Origin of the sequence: Streptomyces sp. NPDC088730 (assembly GCF_044751215.1) — a bacterium.
Classification (GTDB): domain Bacteria; phylum Actinomycetota; class Actinomycetes; order Streptomycetales; family Streptomycetaceae; genus Streptomyces.
Genome location: NZ_JBIVLK010000002.1, coordinates 1,085,107 through 1,103,358 on the forward strand (window position 1 = coordinate 1,085,107; position 18,252 = coordinate 1,103,358).

General features: G+C 70.9%; 20 protein-coding genes and 1 pseudogene. 10 read left to right on the forward strand and 11 right to left on the reverse strand.

The features are described 5' to 3' along the window. Positions 1-118 precede the first annotated feature (118 nt). On the reverse strand, positions 119-406 hold the full coding sequence (locus tag ACIP89_RS11805; protein ID WP_402114482.1) for a hypothetical protein: 288 nt from the start codon (positions 404-406) through the stop codon (positions 119-121). Positions 407-945: 539 nt separating this feature from the next. On the opposite strand from ACIP89_RS11805, the gene ACIP89_RS11810 reads away from it, so the two are divergent. From ACIP89_RS11810 to ACIP89_RS11825, 4 genes and pseudogenes are all read left to right on the forward strand, one after another. Next, on the forward strand, positions 946-1,164 hold the full coding sequence (locus ACIP89_RS11810; protein ID WP_402114485.1) for a hypothetical protein: 219 nt from the start codon (positions 946-948) through the stop codon (positions 1,162-1,164). Beyond that, a complete protein-coding gene (locus ACIP89_RS11815; RefSeq protein WP_402114488.1) occupies positions 1,145-1,630 on the forward strand; it encodes a DUF6879 family protein in 486 nt (161 codons plus the stop codon). Before ACIP89_RS11810 ends, ACIP89_RS11815 begins: the two co-directional genes overlap by 20 nt. A gap of 95 nt (positions 1,631-1,725) precedes the next feature. Then, positions 1,726-2,274: pseudogene (locus ACIP89_RS11820) on the forward strand (DUF5753 domain-containing protein); the annotation flags it as partial. Beyond that, complete coding sequence (locus tag ACIP89_RS11825) at positions 2,261-2,470, forward strand: DUF397 domain-containing protein (protein WP_402114491.1); 210 nt, start codon at positions 2,261-2,263, stop codon at positions 2,468-2,470. The pseudogene ACIP89_RS11820 and the gene ACIP89_RS11825, both read left to right, overlap by 14 nt. Before the next feature lie 109 nt (positions 2,471-2,579). On the opposite strand, the gene msrA is transcribed toward ACIP89_RS11825, so the two are convergent. The 3 genes from msrA to ACIP89_RS11840 form a co-directional block, all read right to left on the reverse strand. Then, complete coding sequence (gene msrA, locus ACIP89_RS11830; RefSeq protein WP_402114493.1) at positions 2,580-3,245, reverse strand: peptide-methionine (S)-S-oxide reductase MsrA; 666 nt, start codon at positions 3,243-3,245, stop codon at positions 2,580-2,582. A gap of 95 nt (positions 3,246-3,340) precedes the next feature. Further along, a complete protein-coding gene (locus ACIP89_RS11835; protein ID WP_280118752.1) occupies positions 3,341-3,463 on the reverse strand; it encodes a hypothetical protein in 123 nt (40 codons plus the stop codon). A 75-nt stretch (positions 3,464-3,538) separates the two neighbouring features. Continuing rightward, a complete protein-coding gene (locus ACIP89_RS11840) occupies positions 3,539-4,642 on the reverse strand; it encodes a hypothetical protein (RefSeq protein ID WP_402114496.1) in 1,104 nt (367 codons plus the stop codon). A 67-nt stretch (positions 4,643-4,709) separates the two neighbouring features. On the opposite strand from ACIP89_RS11840, the gene ACIP89_RS11845 reads away from it, so the two are divergent. Beyond that, the gene (locus ACIP89_RS11845) at positions 4,710-5,855 is read left to right on the forward strand and encodes a cystathionine gamma-synthase (RefSeq protein ID WP_401929685.1); all 1,146 of its coding nucleotides are present in this window, start codon (positions 4,710-4,712) and stop codon (positions 5,853-5,855) included. Between the two features lie 82 nt (positions 5,856-5,937). On the opposite strand, the gene ACIP89_RS11850 is transcribed toward ACIP89_RS11845, so the two are convergent. The 3 genes from ACIP89_RS11850 to ACIP89_RS11860 are packed head-to-tail and all read right to left on the reverse strand — an operon-like array spanning position 5,938 to position 7,253. After that, positions 5,938-6,189 (reverse strand): hypothetical protein, encoded by a 252-nt coding sequence (locus ACIP89_RS11850; protein WP_401929683.1) that lies wholly within the window; start codon positions 6,187-6,189, stop codon positions 5,938-5,940. Further along, a complete protein-coding gene (locus ACIP89_RS11855; RefSeq protein ID WP_402114499.1) occupies positions 6,186-6,662 on the reverse strand; it encodes a sigma factor-like helix-turn-helix DNA-binding protein in 477 nt (158 codons plus the stop codon). The genes ACIP89_RS11850 and ACIP89_RS11855 overlap by 4 nt, the downstream gene beginning before the upstream one ends. Before the next feature lie 60 nt (positions 6,663-6,722). Further along, positions 6,723-7,253 (reverse strand): MarR family winged helix-turn-helix transcriptional regulator, encoded by a 531-nt coding sequence (locus tag ACIP89_RS11860; protein ID WP_401929681.1) that lies wholly within the window; start codon positions 7,251-7,253, stop codon positions 6,723-6,725. A 156-nt stretch (positions 7,254-7,409) separates the two neighbouring features. Between ACIP89_RS11860 and ilvA the strand changes: the two genes are divergently transcribed. The 3 genes from ilvA to ACIP89_RS11875 all read left to right on the forward strand — a co-directional run bounded on the left by ilvA (position 7,410) and on the right by ACIP89_RS11875 (position 10,762). Next, complete coding sequence (gene ilvA / locus ACIP89_RS11865; RefSeq protein ID WP_401929679.1) at positions 7,410-8,639, forward strand: threonine ammonia-lyase; 1,230 nt, start codon at positions 7,410-7,412, stop codon at positions 8,637-8,639. A 249-nt stretch (positions 8,640-8,888) separates the two neighbouring features. Next, a complete protein-coding gene (locus tag ACIP89_RS11870; RefSeq protein WP_401929677.1) occupies positions 8,889-9,896 on the forward strand; it encodes an ATP-binding cassette domain-containing protein in 1,008 nt (335 codons plus the stop codon). Beyond that, a complete protein-coding gene (locus ACIP89_RS11875) occupies positions 9,893-10,762 on the forward strand; it encodes an ABC transporter permease (protein ID WP_401929675.1) in 870 nt (289 codons plus the stop codon). The genes ACIP89_RS11870 and ACIP89_RS11875 overlap by 4 nt, the downstream gene beginning before the upstream one ends. 86 nt (positions 10,763-10,848) lie before the next feature. On the opposite strand, the gene greA is transcribed toward ACIP89_RS11875, so the two are convergent. Both greA and ACIP89_RS11885 read right to left on the reverse strand, forming a co-directional pair. Continuing rightward, positions 10,849-11,346: a transcription elongation factor GreA gene (gene greA / locus ACIP89_RS11880; RefSeq protein ID WP_024488974.1), complete on the reverse strand. Its 498-nt coding sequence runs from the start codon at positions 11,344-11,346 to the stop codon at positions 10,849-10,851. 183 nt (positions 11,347-11,529) lie between these two features. Continuing rightward, a complete protein-coding gene (locus ACIP89_RS11885; RefSeq protein ID WP_401929672.1) occupies positions 11,530-11,946 on the reverse strand; it encodes a DUF4307 domain-containing protein in 417 nt (138 codons plus the stop codon). A gap of 150 nt (positions 11,947-12,096) precedes the next feature. Here ACIP89_RS11885 and mca point away from each other — a divergent pair, with 150 nt between their 5' ends. Beyond that, positions 12,097-12,978, forward strand: coding sequence for a mycothiol conjugate amidase Mca (mca, locus tag ACIP89_RS11890; RefSeq protein ID WP_401929670.1), 882 nt, complete (start codon positions 12,097-12,099; stop codon positions 12,976-12,978). Position 12,979: 1 nt separating this feature from the next. Then, entirely contained in the window at positions 12,980-13,240 is a 261-nt protein-coding gene (locus ACIP89_RS11895; RefSeq protein ID WP_402114502.1) for a hypothetical protein, read from the forward strand. Between the two features lie 212 nt (positions 13,241-13,452). Here ACIP89_RS11895 and ACIP89_RS11900 read toward each other — a convergent pair whose 3' ends face one another. After that, positions 13,453-16,692 (reverse strand): tetratricopeptide repeat protein, encoded by a 3,240-nt coding sequence (locus ACIP89_RS11900; RefSeq protein WP_402114505.1) that lies wholly within the window; start codon positions 16,690-16,692, stop codon positions 13,453-13,455. Positions 16,693-16,913: 221 nt separating this feature from the next. Continuing rightward, positions 16,914-18,245 (reverse strand): hypothetical protein, encoded by a 1,332-nt coding sequence (locus ACIP89_RS11905; RefSeq protein WP_402114507.1) that lies wholly within the window; start codon positions 18,243-18,245, stop codon positions 16,914-16,916. Positions 18,246-18,252 lie beyond the last annotated feature (7 nt).

The following is an 18,252-nucleotide window of genomic DNA, read 5'->3' on the forward strand; positions in this document are numbered from 1 at the left end:
CCTGTGCGGTGGGGGTCGCGGTCGATCCGGTGGCCCCCACCCGCGCTCCCGTACGCCGCGACGGCCTGCTCGAAGCTGTCGGAGCCGGCCTTCACCGGCGGCCGAGCTCGGCGCGTCGTCACGGGATCTTCACTTCATGCAGGCGACTTTTCCGGACGGCAGACGCGGAACGTCCCAAACCGGCCGTTCTTGCCAACCGGTATGCCCGAAAATGAGCGCAGCAGGCCACCATTTTCCATGCGTCAACTGTTTGATCATCTAAATGGATGTGGCCGGAAAACACCTGCTGGACCATCCAGGGCTCGCCAACCAAAACCGGTGCGCGCTCAAGATCAGGCAAATGATCGGCGCATCGCTGGGGGAGGGATGAGCGGACATGCGCCGGTGGCGCGGTGAGTTCCGGCATGGATCGCAGCTCCCACGCGGTCGCCACGTTCACCACCGGGTAGCGGCCCGTACTGACCTCCTCTCCCTCCGCGCTCCGGACGCCACCGTCGCCAGCCACCGCGAATCGGGGTCCGTCACCTTGTCCGCGAGCCGCCCGCAGGTCCGTGCCAATCCATGCTGCCCAGCCTCTCAGTACGTGGGTCCGCAGGCGGTCGTGGTCGCCGGGCTGCAATCGCCGCTGCGCCCGCGGGCAATCCCGTATGCCTCTGCCTCCAGGTGCTGTCCGAGCGCGGAGGCCGGGAACGCTGAGACCGCGCTGGGAACGGAGGCACGGCCCACCGTGGAATGTTCATGGTCGGCCCCAGAGTTACGGCTTGGGGGCTGGGGCAGGTCAGGCGCAGCGCACGTAGCCCGCCACCGTCTTAGCGGCTCAGGCAGTCCGGGCCGGTGACTCGCATCCACGGGTCTATGCGACTTCGTGACTGGACGACGGCCACCCTTGCCCCTCGGGCATGACGGTCCGTAGTTTGCTGATCACACAGACCGAAGGGGGTCTCAGTGGACGAACTGCGGATGATTGCCGGCGGGCCGTGCAGGAGCGGCGACGCCGACAAATGCGGGAACGGCGACTGCCCGACCGTGTACGTCACTCCGGAGCCGGGCATGTTGGCCGTCCAGGGCTACGACGTGGTCCACCCGACGCGGGATGGCGAGTCGGTCGTACTGATCCCGGAAGACATCCTCAAGGAGGCCGCACGTGCCCGTGGATGGTTCTAGCCCCGTACTGCTGGACGGGGACGAGTGGCAGGCGTACTTTCGCGACTTCGAGCGCTCGGCGTTCCGGCTGGAAGTCCACCAGACCTACACCATGCCCGCGGAGGCTGAGACGGTCCGCGACTTCCTGACCGGTGGGTCGATGCCCGAGGGCTTCAACGGGTCATGGCACCGGACGGTCCGGGATCATACGGCGGCCGGGCGGACGATGACCCGGGCCAAGATCGTGTGCCGCCCGCTCACGCCGTACAGCCGGTATCTGTTCGAGTGGTGCGTTCCCGGAAACGTCGCAGCTGGGGAGAACTGCCAAATAGTTGATTTGACGGACCGACCGAATCCAGGGCTGCCGGAGCAGGATTTCTGGCTGTTCGACGAATCAACCGTGGTGCACCTCAACTACCGCCCCAACGGAACGCAGATCAATCGGGAACTGATCCAAGACCCTGACATCGACAAGTATCTCGCGTAGCGGGATCTCGCGCTAGAAAGTGCCACACCGTTCAGTGCCTATCGAACCTGAAGAACAAGCGCGTGAACGGAAGGATTTGAGCGTCCTCAGAAGTCGACTGGTATGAAAGTGAGTTGGTTCCAGGCTTGCTGCAAACCGAGGAGTACGCACGCGTCATCATCCGGAAGGGCAAGCCCGATGAGGACTCCGAGGAGGTGGATCGCAGGGTTGATCTCCGCATCGCACGTCAGGTTCTGCTGACCCGCACGACTGCCCCAGTCCGGCTCAAGGTCGTTGTGAACGAGGCTGTGCTGCGTCGTTGTGTTGGCGGTAACAAAGTGATGGCGAAACAGCTTCGCCATCTGTTGGATGTCGGCAGCCTGCCGAACGTCACGGTAAGGGTGGTCCCCTTCAGCGCGGGGCTTCCCCTGGGGGTCATGACTGGACCTTTCCAGGTTCTGAGGTTCCCCACCAACAGAGACGGAAGTGAGAGTGAGCCCCCGACTGTCTACGCGGACGGATACACGGGCGATCTCTACCTGGACAAGCCGGCCGAGGTGGCGAGCTATGACGCCGCCTTCGTGGATATCTGGAACAACGCGAGCGACGATCAGGCTTCGCAAAGCCTGATCTCTGAAGTGGCAGGGAGCTATGAACAGGGTTGATCTGGCCGAAGCATCTTGGGTCAAATCCAGCTACAGCAATGCCCAATCATCGTGTGTGGAGATCGCAGCCGTGGGAGGAGGCGTTGTTCCGGTGCGGGACAGCAAGAATCTCCTCGGCCCTGTGATCGTGCTCGGTGACCACGTCTGGCGTGCGTTTCTGACCGGTGTCAGCGAGGAAGGCACCTTCACCGGTTGAAGGCCGAGCGGAGGGAAGCGACAAGCCCCGGTCCGTGTCGGCCGGGGCTTGGTCGTGTGACGCCGTAACGGTGCGGGCGCTCCGTGGCAGGTCCGGCCCCCGGACCCGCTCACCCCTCGGCCGGAGCCACCCCGATCGGGCACGAGACGCCCGTCCCGCCGATTCCGCAGTAGCCCGCCGGGTTTTTGTCCAAGTACTGCTGGTGCGCGGCCTCCGCCGGCCAGAAGGGGCGGCCCTCCGCGGGCAGGATCTCCGTGGTGATCTCGCCGTGGCCGGAGCCCGTGAGGACCTTCTGGTACGCCTCGCGGGACGCCGCCACGGCCGCCGCCTGGGCGGGGGAGTGGGTGTAGACGGCGGAGCGGTACTGGGTGCCCACGTCGTTGCCCTGGCGGAAGCCCTGGGTGGGGTCGTGCGACTCCCAGAAGACCTTCAGGAGCTGCTCGTACGTGACGACGCGCGGGTCGTACACGACGCGGACGGCCTCCGTGTGGCCGGTCAGGCCGGAGCAGACCTCCTCGTACGCGGGGTTCTCCGTGTAGCCGCCCTGGTAGCCGACGAGCGTCGTCCAGACGCCGTCCGTCTGCCAGAACTTGCGCTCGGCGCCCCAGAAGCAGCCCATCGCGAAGTCCGCGACCTCCAGCCCTTCCGGGTACGGGCCCAGCAGGGCGTTGCCCAGGACCGTGTGGCGGGACGGGACGGTGAACTCGGGGGTGGGGCGGCCGCGCAGCGCCTCCTGCGGAGTGGGGAGCTGCGGGGTACGGCGGTGCAGGAACATGCGGGGGCTCCTCGTGGGTCGGCGTGCTGTCCGTACAACGCACCGGGACCGCCGTGGATTCCGCCGCCGGTTCCGCGGAAGGTTCCGCCGCCCGTTCAGCGGCGGGGCGTGCCGTTGTCCGACTCGGCGTCCTCGACGTAGGCGGCGGTCCGCTTGCGCGCCTTGAACCAGAAGTAGAGGCCGAGGCCGATCAGGATCAGGGGTATCAGTCGGGCCATGAGGTGTACCGGTCCCATCAGTCAGTCGGTCGCCGTGTCGGTGCCTACCGTCGCACACCCCCTGCGCCGGGCGCTCTACCTCGGCAGCGTCGCCGGGCTGCCGCCGTTCGCCTCGTAGCCGGCCACCGCCAGCGCGCGGTACACGGTGTACTCGGCGGCCGGGTCCGAGCTCTCCGACCACGGCAGCGCGCCCACGTGCCCGTCGATGCGGACGAACTGGTTCATCGCCTCCGACCAGCGCTCCATCCGGACCAGGAACAGCACCAGCAGGTGCCGGACGTGGGCCAGCATCGGGTCGTCCGGGCGGGCCGCGTGCACCGCGAACAGGGCGCCCTCGACCGCCATGGTCACCGACTGGCTCTGATAGAAGCTCCGCACCATGTTGACCTCGGGCAGGTGCTCGTACAGCGCGAAGAGCGGCAGCGCGGCCAGCAGCGAACCCTGCGGGGCGCGGGCGGCCGCCGCGGTGGCGAAGCGATCGGCCTCCTCGCGGGAGCCGTGCCACTTCTCGCACCAGAAGTGCAGCGCCGCGATGTGCGCGCCCATGTGCGCGGGCGCCCGGTCGATGATCTTCGCCCAGAGCTGGTCGAACTCCTCGTGGGAGTAGCCGAGCCCACGCGCCGCCGCCAGCTCCACCAGGTACGGCACGGGATCGCCCGGGGCCAGCAGGGCCGCCTCGCCGACGACCGTACGGGCCTCCTCCAGGATGATCCGGAAGTCGTCCGTACCCACGGTGGACGAACGCCAGGCCTGCTGGACCAGGAACTCCGCGTGCACGGCCGCGCCGCCCGCGTCCTTCGGGGACTCGGCCCGCCACTTGCGCAGCCACGCCCCGCCGGCACCCGGACGCTGCGCCAGCTCCAGCGAGGCGGCGCCGGCGAACGCCTGCACCCGCTGCCACCGCACCTCGCCCTCCTTCGGCGTCCCGGAGAGCAGCTGCGAGGCGGCCCGCCACTCCTGGGTGCCCTGGACGACGTCGAGGACGTCCAGCAGGTCCTGGTCGGGGCCCGGCATCCGGATGTCGAGCTCCTCCTGGCGCGCGAAGCCGTAGGTGTCCGGGTCGGCGGCGTCCGGGGAGCCGGGCGCCACCTGCCGGATACCGCCGCGGCGCCGCAGCAGGTACGGGCCGGCGACGGCGGCGAGCAGGCACAGCGCGAGCAGGAACCAGAGAATCTCCATACACCCATTGTCCCCGGACGGCCCAGGGACTCAGTGAGCGCCCTCGCGACGAACTACGCTCGCCCCCATGAGCGACCAGCACAGCTTCGAAACTCTCGCGATCCACGCGGGAAACACCGCCGATCCCCTCACCGGCGCTGTTGTTCCGCCCATTTACCAGGTGTCCACGTACAAGCAGGACGGCGTGGGCGGGCTGCGCGGCGGCTACGAGTACAGCCGCAGCGCCAACCCGACGCGCACCGCACTGGAGGAGAACCTCGCGGCCCTTGAGGGCGGCCGCCGCGGGCTCGCCTTCGCCTCCGGTCTGGCGGCGGAGGACTGCCTGCTCCGTACGCTGCTGACGCCCGGCGACCACGTGGTCATCCCGAACGACGCCTACGGCGGCACGTTCCGGCTGTTCGCGAAGGTCGCCTCGCGCTGGGGCGTGGAGTTCTCGGTCGCGGACACCTCGGACGTGGCGGCGGTCCGGGCCGCGATCCAGCCGCGCACCAGGGCGATCTGGGTGGAGACGCCCTCCAACCCGCTGCTCGGCATCACCGACATCGCGGCCATCGCCGGTGTCGCCCGCTCGGCGGGTGCGCGGCTGGTCGTCGACAACACCTTCGCCAGCCCCTACCTCCAGCAGCCGCTCGCCCTGGGCGCCGATGTGGTGGTGCACTCCACCACCAAGTACATGGGCGGCCACTCGGACGTCGTCGGCGGTGCGCTGATCGTCAACGACCCCGAGCTGTCGGAGGAGTTGGCGTACCACCAGAACGCGATGGGCGCGGTGGCCGGCCCCTTCGACGCCTGGCTGGTGCTGCGCGGCATCAAGACCCTCGCCGTCCGGATGGACCGGCACACCGAGAACGCCACCAAGGTCGCGGAGCTGCTGACCCGGCACCCCAAGGTCAGCCACGTCCTGTACCCGGGACTGCCCGAGCACCAGGGGCACGAGATCGCCGCCAAGCAGATGAAGGCGTTCGGCGGCATGGTGTCCTTCCGGGTCGCGGGCGGCGAGCAGGCGGCGGTAGAGGTCTGCAACCGGGCGAAGCTCTTCACGCTCGGTGAGTCCCTCGGCGGCGTCGAGTCGCTGCTTGAGCACCCGGGCCGGATGACGCACGCCTCCGCGGCCGGATCGCCGCTGGAGGTCCCCGCCGACCTGGTCAGGCTCTCCGTCGGCATCGAGAACGGCGACGACCTGCTGGCCGACCTGACGCAGGCCCTCGGCTGAGTCCGGCTCCCCGGCCGGTAGCGGCGGTACGCCCCCGGGGCGGTGCGCGGCACCCGCGCGCCGCCCCGACGGCAGACCGCCGCTACCAGTCGCCCAGCGGCGGCGTCGTCAAGGCCGGCGGCGCCTGCCAGGGCTGGACCGTCACCGCCCACACCGCGAACACCGCCACCGCGGCGATCAGCACCAGCAGCCCCAGCAGGCGCAGGGCCCGCCGCCGGCGCAGCACCCGGCCGCCGAGCTCCACCGCCCGTTCCGCGAGATCGGCGGGCACCTGCGGATGCGGCCCCTCCAGCATCCGCCGGACCTCGTCCTCCTTGCGGCCCACCCCGCTCATGGCGCGGCCTCCCGCCGGACGGTGGGGCCGCGAGTGCCGCGCATCGTCGCCACCGAGCGGTTGCAGATCGCGCGGACCCGGTCCGCCGGCAGTCCGAGCAGCGCCGCGGTCTGTTCCTCGGGGACGCCCTCGTGCAGCCGCAGCACCAGGACGAGCCGTTCCTGCGGGGTCAGCCCGGCCAGCAGCCCGCCGTGCGAGTGGTGGTGGCGCCAGGCCTCACGCGCGAACCGGGTGGCCAGATCCTGCCGGGTGCGGTTGTACGGGTCCTCGCCGTGCAGCCGGTTCCAGTCCGCGTACGTACGGGCCAGCGCGGCCGTCAGCAGCCGCTGCGCGAGCTCGTTGGCACCCGGCGGCCGGGCGGGTTCCGCGGTGAGCAGGGTGGCGGCGTGCAGCAGCCGGCCGGCCGCGCCCGCCACGAAGGCCTCGAACTCCTGGGCGCGGCGCCGCTGTCGGCCCGCCTGGCGTTCTCGCACCCTGTTATCCGAGCGCGCCGCGGGCCCCCGGTCAAGGCCTGGGAGGCCTGGGCAGGGCCCTCAGTCCGCGGCGGGCGGCTGGTGCGCGCTCTGCCGTGCGGCCAGCGCCGCGTTGAAACGGGTGAGCAGCGCGCAGAACGTGTCCCGCTCCTCGGCGTCCCAGTCGTCCGTCACCTGGGACATCAGCTCGCGCCGCGAGGCGCGGACCTCGTCGAGGCGGGCCTGCCCGCGCGGGGAGAGCTGGAGCACGACGGCCCGGCCGTCCTCCGGGTGCGAGGTCCGCTTGACCAGGCCGGTGTCCACCAGCGGCGCGACCTGCCGGGTCACGGTCGAGGAGTCGATCCCCATCCCCGCGGCCAGCGCCTTCACGCCCATCGGACCTTCCCGGTCGAGCCGGTTGAGCAGCAGGTACGCGGCCCGGTCCATGGAGTTGCGCACCTGGCCGACACCCCCGAGGCGGGTCTGCTCGGCACGGCGGGCGAAGACCGCCACCTGGTGCTGGAGGGCGTCGAGGAGGTGGTCGGGACCCGGGTTCTCCGGGGCTGCGCCCCCGGAAGGAGACGCGGCAGTCGTCATGTCCTGAGGGGGCATGGCCGGAGGCTCTCTTCGTGCGGTGTCGGATGGGTGGGGGACAGAGTACGCGGCCCCGGGGCAACGCGTACCAGCGCTGCACAAACCTGCGGACATCGGCGCAGGACGCCATCCCTCGCGGCGGCCGCCACCCCTTCCAGCTGCAAGACTTGCCATATGAACTTCCCGCCGGCCACCCAGTTCCCCCCGCTGATCCTCGATGACATCAAGGGGGCGCAGAAGATGCTCTCCGGCGTGTCCAGGGTCACCGCCATGGAGGGCAGCCGCCATCTGACCGAGCTGGTGGGCGCTCCCGTCCACTTCAAGTGCGAGAACCTCCAGCGGACCGGCTCGTTCAAACTGCGCGGTGCGTACGTACGGATCGCCGGACTGTCCCAGGTGGAACGGGCGGCGGGCGTGGTGGCCGCGAGCGCCGGGAACCACGCGCAGGGCGTCGCGCTCGCGTCCGCGCTGCTCGGCGTAGGCTCGACGGTCTTCATGCCGGTCGGGGCGCCGCTGCCGAAGGTCGCCGCTACGCGCGAGTACGGGGCGCGGGTGCGGCTGCACGGCCATGTCGTCGACGAGACGCTGGCCGCGGCGCAGGAGTACGCCCGGGAGACCGGGGCGGTCTTCATCCACCCCTTCGACCACCCGGACATCATCGCCGGCCAGGGCACGGTCGGCCTGGAGATCCTGGAGCAGTGCCCGGAGGTGCGCACCATCGTCGTCGGGATAGGCGGCGGCGGTCTTGCCGCGGGCATCGCGGTGGCGGTGAAGGCGGTCCGGCCCGATGTGCGGATCGTCGGTGTGCAGGCGGCGGGCGCCGCCGCCTACCCGCCCTCGCTGGCCGCCGGTCACCCGGTGTCGGTCGGCTCGCTCCAGACGATGGCGGACGGCATAAAGGTGGGGCGGCCCGGCGATGTCCCCTTCCCGCTGATCAGGGAGCTGGTCGACGAGGTCCGTACGGTGTCGGAGGACGAGCTGTCCAGTGCGCTGCTGCTCTGCCTGGAGCGGGCGAAGATGGTGGTGGAGCCGGCCGGGGCGAGCCCGGTGGCGGCCCTGCTGAGCGACCCGAAGTCGTTCCGCGGGCCGGTGGTGGCGCTGCTCTCCGGCGGCAACGTGGACCCGCTGCTGATGCAGCGCATCCTGACCCACGGCATGTCGGCGGCCGGCCGCTATCTGAGCCTGCGGCTGCGGCTGACGGACCGGCCCGGCGCGCTGGCGACGATGCTCGCCGTGCTCTCGGTGGCCGATGCCAACGTGCTGGACGTGAGCCACGTACGCACCGACCCCCGGCTCGGCCTCACCGAGGCCGAGGTGGAGCTCCATCTGGAGACGAAGGGCCCGGAGCACTGCGCCGAGGTCGCGGCGGCGCTGCGCGAGGCGGGATACCTGGTACTGAACTGAACTGAACCGAACTGAACTAACCGGCCCGAACTGACCGAACCAACCGGACCGGACCGGACCGAACTGAACCGCTCCGTCGGCCCGTTGCTCCGAGACCGGAGCCTTGTGTATCGCGATGTATCGCGTTACTGTGCCATCGCCCGGCCCTTCGGCGCACATGTGTTCGCTTTCGCTGTTCGCCGGGCGGGGAGAGGCGGGCAAATCTAGGATCTGTGAGGAAGTCACCCAAACCCACTGGGGGAACCCCATATGCCAGGCGCGATATACGCCGAAGGTCTGGTCAAGACCTTCGGTGACGTCACCGCACTCGGCGGTGTCGATCTCGACGTGCCCGAAGGCACCGTCCTCGGCCTTCTCGGCCCCAACGGCGCGGGCAAGACGACCGCCGTGCGCGTCCTGACGACGCTGCTCAGGCCCGACAGCGGCAGCGCCTTCGTCGCGGGCATCGACGTCCTGAAGAGGCCCAACGAGGTACGGCGCTCGATCGGGCTCTCCGGCCAGTTCGCCGCCGTCGACGAATACCTGACCGGCCGCGAGAACCTTCAGATGGTCGGCCAGCTCTACCAGATGAGCCGGCGCGACGCGAAGGTCCGGGCGGGGGAGCTGCTGGAGCGGTTCCACCTGGCCGACGCGGCGGACCGGCCCGCCAAGACGTACTCCGGCGGCATGCGCCGCCGGCTCGACCTGGCGGCGGCGCTCGTCGTCTCCCCGCCGGTCATGTTCATGGACGAGCCGACCACCGGTCTCGACCCGCGCAACCGGCAGCAGCTCTGGGAGGTCATCGAGGAGCTGGTGGCGGGCGGCACGACGCTGCTGCTGACCACCCAGTACCTGGAGGAGGCCGACCGCCTCGCCCACGACATCTGCGTGATCGACCACGGTCTCGTCATCGCCCGCGGCACCTCCGACCAGCTCAAGGCCCGCACCGGCGGCGAGCGCGTCGAGGTCGTCGTGCACCAGCCGGACCAGGTCGATCCGGCCCGCTCCGTCCTGGGCACACTGGGCAAGGGGGAGGTCGCCGTCGTCCCGCACATGCGCAAACTGACCGTTCCGGTCGACGGCGGGGCCAAGCTCCTCGCCGAGATCATCCGCGACCTCGACAGCCGGGGCGTGGAGATCGACGACATCGGTCTGCGGCGTCCGACCCTCGACGACGTGTTCATCTCCCTCACCGGCCACGCGGCCGAACAGCAGAAGAGCGAGGGCGACGGGGCGGACGGACAGCCCGCGGCCGCCGGATCGGAGGCAGGGAAGTGAGCGCCCTCAGCGACACGGCGGCCCCCACCCGCGCACCCAGGTCGAGCGGCGGTATCGGCCAGTCCGTGCGGGACTCGCTGGTCATCGCCCGTCGCAACCTCATCCGCATGACCCGGATTCCGGAGATGATCCTCTTCGGGATCATCCAGCCGGTCATGTTCGTGGTGCTGTTCACGTACGTCTTCGGCGGCTCGATCGCCATTCCGGGCGCGGGCGTCAGTGCCGGCGCCTACAAGGAATTCCTGATGGCCGGCATCTTCGCGCAGACCGTCACCTTCGCCACCGCGGGCGCCGGTGCGGGCATCGCGGACGACATGCACAAGGGGCTCATCGACCGGTTCAGGTCGCTGCCCATGGCGCGGGGCGCGGTGCTGACCGGCCGCACCCTGGCCGACCTGGTGCAGACGGCCATCACGCTCGCGGTACTCGCTGCCGTCGCGCTGCTCGTGGGCTGGCGCACCCACGAGAACATCGGTGAGGTGCTCGCGGGCTTCGGCCTGCTCCTGCTGCTCGGCTACGCGTTCACCTGGATCGGCGCGCTCATCGGCCTCTCCGTCCGCACCCCGGAGGCGGCCACCTCGGGCGGGCTGATCTGGCTGTTCCCGCTGACCTTCATCTCGAACGCGTTCGTGCCGGTCAACGGCATGCCGAGGTTCCTGCAGTACGTCGCGGAGTGGAACCCGTTCAGTGCCACGGTGGCCGCGGCCCGCGAGCTGTTCGGCAACACGATCGAGGGCGTGCCGAAGTCCGTGACGGGCGCCTGGCCCATGGAACACCCCGTCTGGGCCTCGCTCATCTGGTCCGTGCTGATCATCCTGTTCTTCCGGACCCTGGCCGTGCGCAAGTACCGCTCGGTCGCCGTCTGACCGCACAGGACGAACAGAGAGCCCCGGCCGCCTGCGGCCGGGGCTCTCTGCTCTCTGTCATCTGCCGAGCTGTGCAGCTGTGCGGATCAGCCGGAGTACGGCTTCGCCGACAGGATCTTCACCGTCGCGGTCTTGCCGTTCGGCAGCTCGTAGTCCGCGGTCTCGCCCATCTTCTTGCCGTTCACGCCGACCCCGAGCGGGGACTGCGGTGAGTACGTCTCGATGTCCGCGCTCGCGTACTCGCGGGAGGCCAGGAGGAAGGTCGTCGTGTCGTCGTCATCGCCGTCGAAAGCGATCGTCACGACCATGCCGGGCTCGACCACACCGTCGTCGGCCGGCGCCTCGCCGACCTTCGCGTGTTCCAGGAGCTGGGTCAGCTGGCGCACCCGGAGCTCCATCTTGCCCTGCTCCTCCTTGGCCGCGTGGTACCCGCCGTTCTCACGCAGGTCCCCCTCCTCACGGGCCGCCGCGATCTTTACGGCGATCTCCGTGCGCGCGGGACCAGACAGGTACTCCAGCTCGGCCTTGAGCTGGTTGTACGCCTCCTGCGTGAGCCAGGTGACGTTTTCGCTGGTCTGGGTCACAGGGTGCTCCTCGTCGGTACTGGGAATACAAAGCATCGCCCTACCCCGAAGCATGCGCTTCCACGGGTGGGCGAAACCACGAGCCTAACAATTCACCGGGAAAAGGGGGAGAAGGTAACCGACTTATCCTGCCGAACCGCAGGTCAGCGGCGTCAAGAGCAGGTCAGGGCCTGCGTGCGGCGGTCAACGCGACGCCCCGTTGTCGTCCGTGCAGCCCAGTAGCTCGACGCTGGTCGCCCTGGACGTCGTACGCAGCGAGAGAACGCGGTCGATCCGGTCGGTGTCCTCGTCGAAGCGGAAGTCCTTGCGGGCCACGTCGGTGCCGTCCTCGCGCTGCGAGCGGATCGTGCAGTAACCCTTGGCATCCCGGTCCTTGCGGACCTCCAGATGCACCTCGACCCGGTCGTCCGAGACGACCTTGAACTTGATCACCTCGGCGCTGACCCCCTGGCCCGAGACGTAGTCGTAGCCGATCCAGCCGATCACGCCGAGCAGGGCGACGCCCAGCACCGAGCCGATGATCTTGAGTTTGCGGTCCGCACGCTGGTCCGCGGAGCGGCCGTAGCGGTTCTCGGGGGGCGCCTCGCGCACCGCAGTCATGATCGTTCCTCCCGTGCCGGGGATCGAAGGAATTTTCCGCCCCCCGGTTCGGTCACTATAGAAGCCTCCACCCGGCACCCGACCGCCACCCCACACCGACGTCCCCGCGGGACGGCAACCTGATGGCGACCGATCACTGAGGAACGAGTCTTGACTGAGCAGCTTCGACTGATGGCCGTGCACGCCCACCCCGACGACGAGTCGAGCAAGGGCGCGGCCACCATGGCCAAGTACGTGTCCGAGGGGGTGGACGTGCTGGTAGTGACCTGCACGGGCGGTGAGCGCGGCTCCATCCTCAACCCGAAACTCCAGGGCGACGCGTACATCGAGGAGAACATCCACGAGGTGCGCAGGAAGGAGATGGACGAGGCCCGCGAGATCCTGGGCGTCAAGCAGGAGTGGCTCGGCTTCGTCGACTCCGGACTGCCCGAGGGCGACCCGCTGCCGCCGCTCCCCGAGGGCTGCTTCGCGCTGGAGGACGAGACCGTCGCCGCCGGACGCCTCGTCGCCAAGATCCGCGCGTTCCGGCCGCAGGTCATCACCACGTACGACGAGAACGGGGGCTACCCGCACCCCGACCACATCATGACCCACACGGTCTCGATGATCGCCTTCGAGGGCGCGGCGGACGCCGAGAGGTTCCCCGAGGCGGAGTTCGGTCCGGTCTGGACGCCGCAGAAGCTCTACTACAACCAGGGCTTCAACAAGCCGCGCACGGTGGCGCTGCACGAGGCACTGCTGGCCCGCGGCCTGGAGTCCCCGTACGCGGACTGGCTGAAGCGCTGGAAGGAGTTCGAGCGCGCGGAACGCACGCTGACCACGCATGTTCCGTGCGCGGACTTCTTCGAGATCCGTGACAAGGCGCTGATCGCGCACGCGACCCAGATCGATCCGGACGGCGGCTGGTTCCGGGTCCCGATGGACATCCAGCAGGAGGTCTGGCCGACCGAGGAGTACGAGCTGGCGAAGTCTCTCGTCGATACCTCCCTCCCCGAGAGCGACCTCTTCGCGGGCATCCGCGACAATGCCTGATATGTACGCGACTCAGGCACTGCCGCACCTCGTCCCGCTCGCCGAGGAACTGGACAAGAACAAGGTGACCCCCGGGGTCCTCGGCTTCATCGTCTTCGCCGCGCTCGCGGTGGGCGTGTGGGCGTTGATGAAGTCCATGAACCGGCACATGGGGAAGGTCGACTTCGAGGAGGCTCCGGAGGTCCCGGGTACGCAGGGGACGCCGAAGGCGTCGGCTGCGGCCGGTTCCGCGGGTTCCGCGGGTTCCGTCAAGCGGAAGTAGTGGGGCGGGGGCGGGGCGGTACCGGAGGCCGGTGACCGATCCGCCCCCGGACGCCGACGGGACCGGTGCGTCCGGTGTCCTCAAGCGCCGGCCGGACCGCGCCGGGCTGGGCTGGACCGCGCCGGGCTGGGCATGGGCCGGAAAAGTGGCCGCCCGGCGGGGTGGAAAGACGGCCTCAGCCGCCGGGCGGGCCGGATTCCGGCCGGGAGGACTCAGGACGTCGGGGCCGGGACGCCCATGATCTCTCGGGCGTGACGGGTCGGGGTCAGGCCCAGGCGCCAGGCCTGCCAGCCGTCCTCCAGGTCCACCCCGCGGTTCAGGACCACCCGGAACGCCTCCGCGCACTCCTCCAGCTTGCCGTCCCTGCTCGTGTGGCCGGCCGCGATCAGGTCGGCCAGTTCCTGCTGGGCCACCACCGTGCCCACCTCGATGCCGCCCGGTGAGGCGTACGGCAGCAGCGTGCAGCGCAGGAAGCGGGCCCAGTCGGCGCCGCGCGCGTCGCCGTACGAGTCGAACAGCCCGGCCGCCTCGCCGCACAGGCCCAGCGCCTGCGGCGCGCGCTGGTTGCCCGCGTCGATCAGGGCCAGCTCCAGACACGTCCACGCCTCCCCGTGGGCGACCCCGATCCGCCGGAAGTCGGCCCGCGCGTCCACCAGGAGCTGGCGGGCGAAACCGGAGTTGCGCAGGTTGCCCGTCTGGGCGGCCCGCTGGTCGCGGGTGACCCGGCCCGAGTGGTGCCGGGCGCACGCCAGCCCGTACACGTCCCGCATCCGGGAGAACATCGTGCGCGACCGCTCCAGCTGCCGTACCGCCTGATCGGTCTCGCCGGTCTCCTCCAGGGCCTGGCCCAGGTAGTACAGCGTCCACGCCTCGCCCCGGGCGTCCTCGTTGTCGCGGTGCCGGGACAGCGCGGCGTTCAGCTGCTCGACCGCGGGGGCCGGATCGCCGTCCAGCAGCCGGGCGCGGGCCAGCTGGGTCAGCGCCCACGCCTCGCCGCGCTCGTCGCGGGTGCGCCCGTACAGATCCAGGGCCGTCCGCAGCGCGAGCTCGGCCCGCTCCACATCGCCCAACCGCAGCCACACCTGACCCAGCTGGAACTGCGTCCACGCCTCCCCGTGCAGCGACTCGCCCTCGCGATGCAGGGCCAGCGCCGTGTCCAGGAGCGCCAAAGCCTCGGCCGGGTGCGCCCGGTCACGCTCCACCGCGGCCAGCGCGTGCATCGACCAGGCCCGGTCGCCGGCCTGCTCCTCGGAGGTCTGCAGCTCCAGCGCCTCCCGCAGCCGGGCCGCCGCCTCGGTCAGATTGCCCTGGTGGTGCAGGGTGATGCCGAGCGAACAGAGCGCCAGCGCCGTACCCGAGTCGTTCTGCGCCTCGCGGTACAGGCCGACGACGGAGGACAGTGTGGTGCGTGCCTTGTCCAGCTCGCCCAGCTGGCGGGCCGCGATCCCGGTCCGCCACTGCACAGAGCGCTCCAGCAGCCCCTGGTCGACCGCCTGCGTCAACTCGCTGATCTCGCCGAGGCGGTAGAGGTCGCCGCGCAGCAGGCAGTAGTCGCACAGCGCGCCCAGCAGGTCGAGCACCGCCGCCTGGTCGACGCCCTCCGCGTGCCGCAGCGCGGAGGTGATGAAGCTCGACTCCTCGTCCAGCCAGCGCAGCGCCGCGTCCAGCGAGGTGAAGCCGTGCGAGCCGAACTGTCCGGCCCTGGTGGACATCTTGCCGTCCACCATCCGGATCACCGCACCGGCCAGCTCCGCGTAGTTCACGATCAGCCGTTCCTGCGCGGCCGTGCGCTCGGCCGGCTCCTCCTCGTCGAGCAGCCGGGCCAGCGCGAAGCCCCGTACGAGGTCGTGCAGCCGGTAGCGCGAACCGCGTACGTGGTCCAGCAGCCCGGCCCGGGACAGGGCGGTCAGCAGCCGCTCGGCCTCCTGCTCGTCCGCCGACAGCAGCGCGGCGGCCGCGGCGGCGCCCAGACTGGCCCGCCCGGCCAGCGCGAGCCGCCGCAGCAGCCGCCGCGCCTGCTCCGACTGGTCCGTGTACCGCAGCCACAGCGCCCGCTCGACCGGTGTCACCGGGCCGTACGCGGCGAGGTCCGCGGCCAGGGCGCTCGGAGTGCGCTCCCCGAGCGAGGAGCCCGCGATCCGCAGCGCCAGCGGCAGCCCGCCGCACAGTTCGGCGATCGCCTCGCTGGACGGGTAGTCGTACGGCCCCCGGTCCTCCTCCTGGGACGCCTCGCGCAGCAGCTCCTCCGCGCCCGCCGGGTCCAGCGCCCCGACCTCCAGCTGGTGCACCCACGCCTGGAGGGACCCGGGCAGTTCGAGCGGCTGGCGGGCGGTGACCAGGACCAGGCTGTCGGAACGCTCCGGGATCAGCGTGCGGATCTGCTCCACGTCACTGGCGTCGTCGAGGACGACCGTCACCGGTGTCCCGGTCAGATGCTGGTGGTACAACTCGCTGAGCCGGCGCACCTGCTGCTCGGCGGAGGACCCCGCGGAGCGCCCGGCCGAGCCCCCGTCCCGGAACAGCAGCTGCTCGCGCGGCGCGCCCAGCCGGTTCAGCAGGTGGAGCAGCGCGTCACGGGTCGGCAGCGGCGGCTCTCCGTCCGCGCCGCCGCGCAGGTCCACCACGCACGCGCCCCGGAACTGGTCCTTCAGATCGTGGGCCGCCCGCACGGCCAGCGTGGTGCGCCCGGCGCCCGGCGGCCCGTGCAGGACGACCACGGTGGGCTTCGTCTCCGTGGACGCGCGTGCCGCGTGTACCCACTGGCCGATCCTGGTGAGTTCGGCCCGCCGCCCGGCGAACTGGCCATCGGTGGACGGGAGATGACTGAACGACTGGTCGAGGACGGCGCGCATGCGTGCCGCCGCGCTGCGGTCCCCGCCGCGCAGGACCGGGGCGGTGCGGGCCTTGGCGGTTGCGGCCTTCTTCGCCGGGGTGCGGGACGAGGCGGTCAGCATCCGCTGCTGGTCGAGGAACGGCCGGATGCCGCGTACCTCCAGCGCCGTCAGCCATTGCAGTCTCAACTGCTCCGTACCGCCCGGCTGTCCGAGGGCTCCGGCCCGGCGGGAGGCGGCCGGCCAGTGCGCGGCGGTGACCTTGGCGACGGTCGCGGTGGCGCCCGCGACCGCGACGACCGCCCCCGCGCCGAGCGCCAGCCCCGACGCCGTGCCGAGGGCCAGATCCGCCCCGAAAGCGGCCGTCGCGGCAACTCCGGTCACCAGCAACGGTGTTCCGAGCGAGGCCTTGTCGAACTTCGGCTTTCCGGCCGCCGCGGCGTCGAGTGCCTGGACGTACGAGGTGTACTCCTCTGCCGCACCCGACGCCATGGAGTCCAGGGCGCCCCGCGCACGCGTCATCAGCACACCGGAATCCGCCCGTCCGCCGGTGCGCCGCACTTCCTCCTCCACGGCCCGCACCAACAGCCGTTCGGCTTCCGCGCGATGGCTGTCCCGCATGTGTGTCCCCCTCGGTTCCGGTCCTCTCGGCCGGCCCGCATCCGGCCGCCTGAAGGTCCAGTCTCCTGCCTGGGGCCGGTGCGCGACAGGGCGTCCGCGAGACTGCGGCGCTGTTTCCGCCTGGCCGAGAGGCGCGCCCCACCGCCCGGACGGGGTCCGGGCGGGGACGGCGGGGCGTGCGACGGGACAGGCTCGCGCCCGCCCCGTCGGATCGGACGTCGTTACCGCTGCCGGGCGGCGCGACGGCGTGCCACCAGGACTCCGCCCGCCCCGAGGACCACGGCACCGGCGGCCGCGGCCGCGAGGGGCAGGACGGAACCGGAGCCGGTCGCCGCCAGGTCACCGCCTGAGGAGGACGAGCCGGAGGAGCCCGGGGCGGAGCCGCCGCCGGTGGCGGAGCCCCCTGAGCCGGACGCCGAACCGGAACCTGACGCAGAACCGGAACCGCCGGCCGCGCCCGTGCCCGAACCGCCGGAGCCGGAACCGCCGGACGCGTCCGTCCCCGAACTGCCGGATCCGGCCGTCCCCGTACCGCCCGAACCGGACGTCGAGCCGCCGCCACCCGTCGTGTCCGCGCCCTCGACGTCGAGCAGGATGTCCGCCGTGTCGTTCGACTTGACCGGGTCGAAGGGACGGGGCTTCTTTTCGAGCGCCACCGAGCCCTTGGCCCCGGCCACCGCCTTGTCGATCTTCAGCTTGAATTTGTAGGTGGTCTCGCTGTCCGCGTAGACCCACGAGTTGTAGGTGCCGCAGTCGTACGTCCCCTGCCCCTGGCTCTGGCAGGACGACTGGGTGACCGTCGTGCCGGCGGGCATCTTGACGCGGATGTGGGTCACGGAGGTGTAGGGCTCCCCGGCCACCCAGCCGGGCCCCGCGTTGGTGAACTTCACGGACAACGGGACCGTGTCGCCGACCTTGCCCTTCAGCTGGGCGCCCGTGACCTGGAAGTCGGCCGTGCTCTTGGCGGTCACGTTCGTCTTGCGCCAGGCGGGCTCGGTGGAGCCCGGGGCGGCCGGGGTCTCGTCGGGTCGTTCCACCAGCTTCACCGCGGGCCCGGTGCCCTGATCCGGCGGGCCCTCATCGCCCGTACCGGTCTCGATGCGGCTGTCGCTGACCCGCACGGCCAGCTCGTCGTTCAGGGCGCTGTCCGCTACTTTCAGCTTCAGCCCCTCGGGCGCGTAGACGACGCCGGGGCTCACCGTCTGGTCGAACTCGCAGACCATGACGAAGGACTGCGGCATCTCGTCGGCGCCGCCGAGGTTCTGGGTCGCGCAGTTGGCGGGTGTCTGGGAGAACCCGAGACCGAGGGTCACGGACCAGGCCATCCAGACCTTGTCGAGCGCCGCGGTGCCCGTGTTGGTGAAGGAACCCGGCAGGCCGAGCTCGCTGCCCGGCTTCACCCCGTCGATCGGGCCGATCCTGCCCAGCGCGAGACCGGCGGCGTCCGAGTCCGCCGCACCCGCGGGCGCGGCACCCAGCGCCATCAGTGCAACGGCGCCGACAGCCCCGGCGGTCTGGAGGAGGGCGCGACGGCGGGGAGAAGCATGGGCCATGGAAACC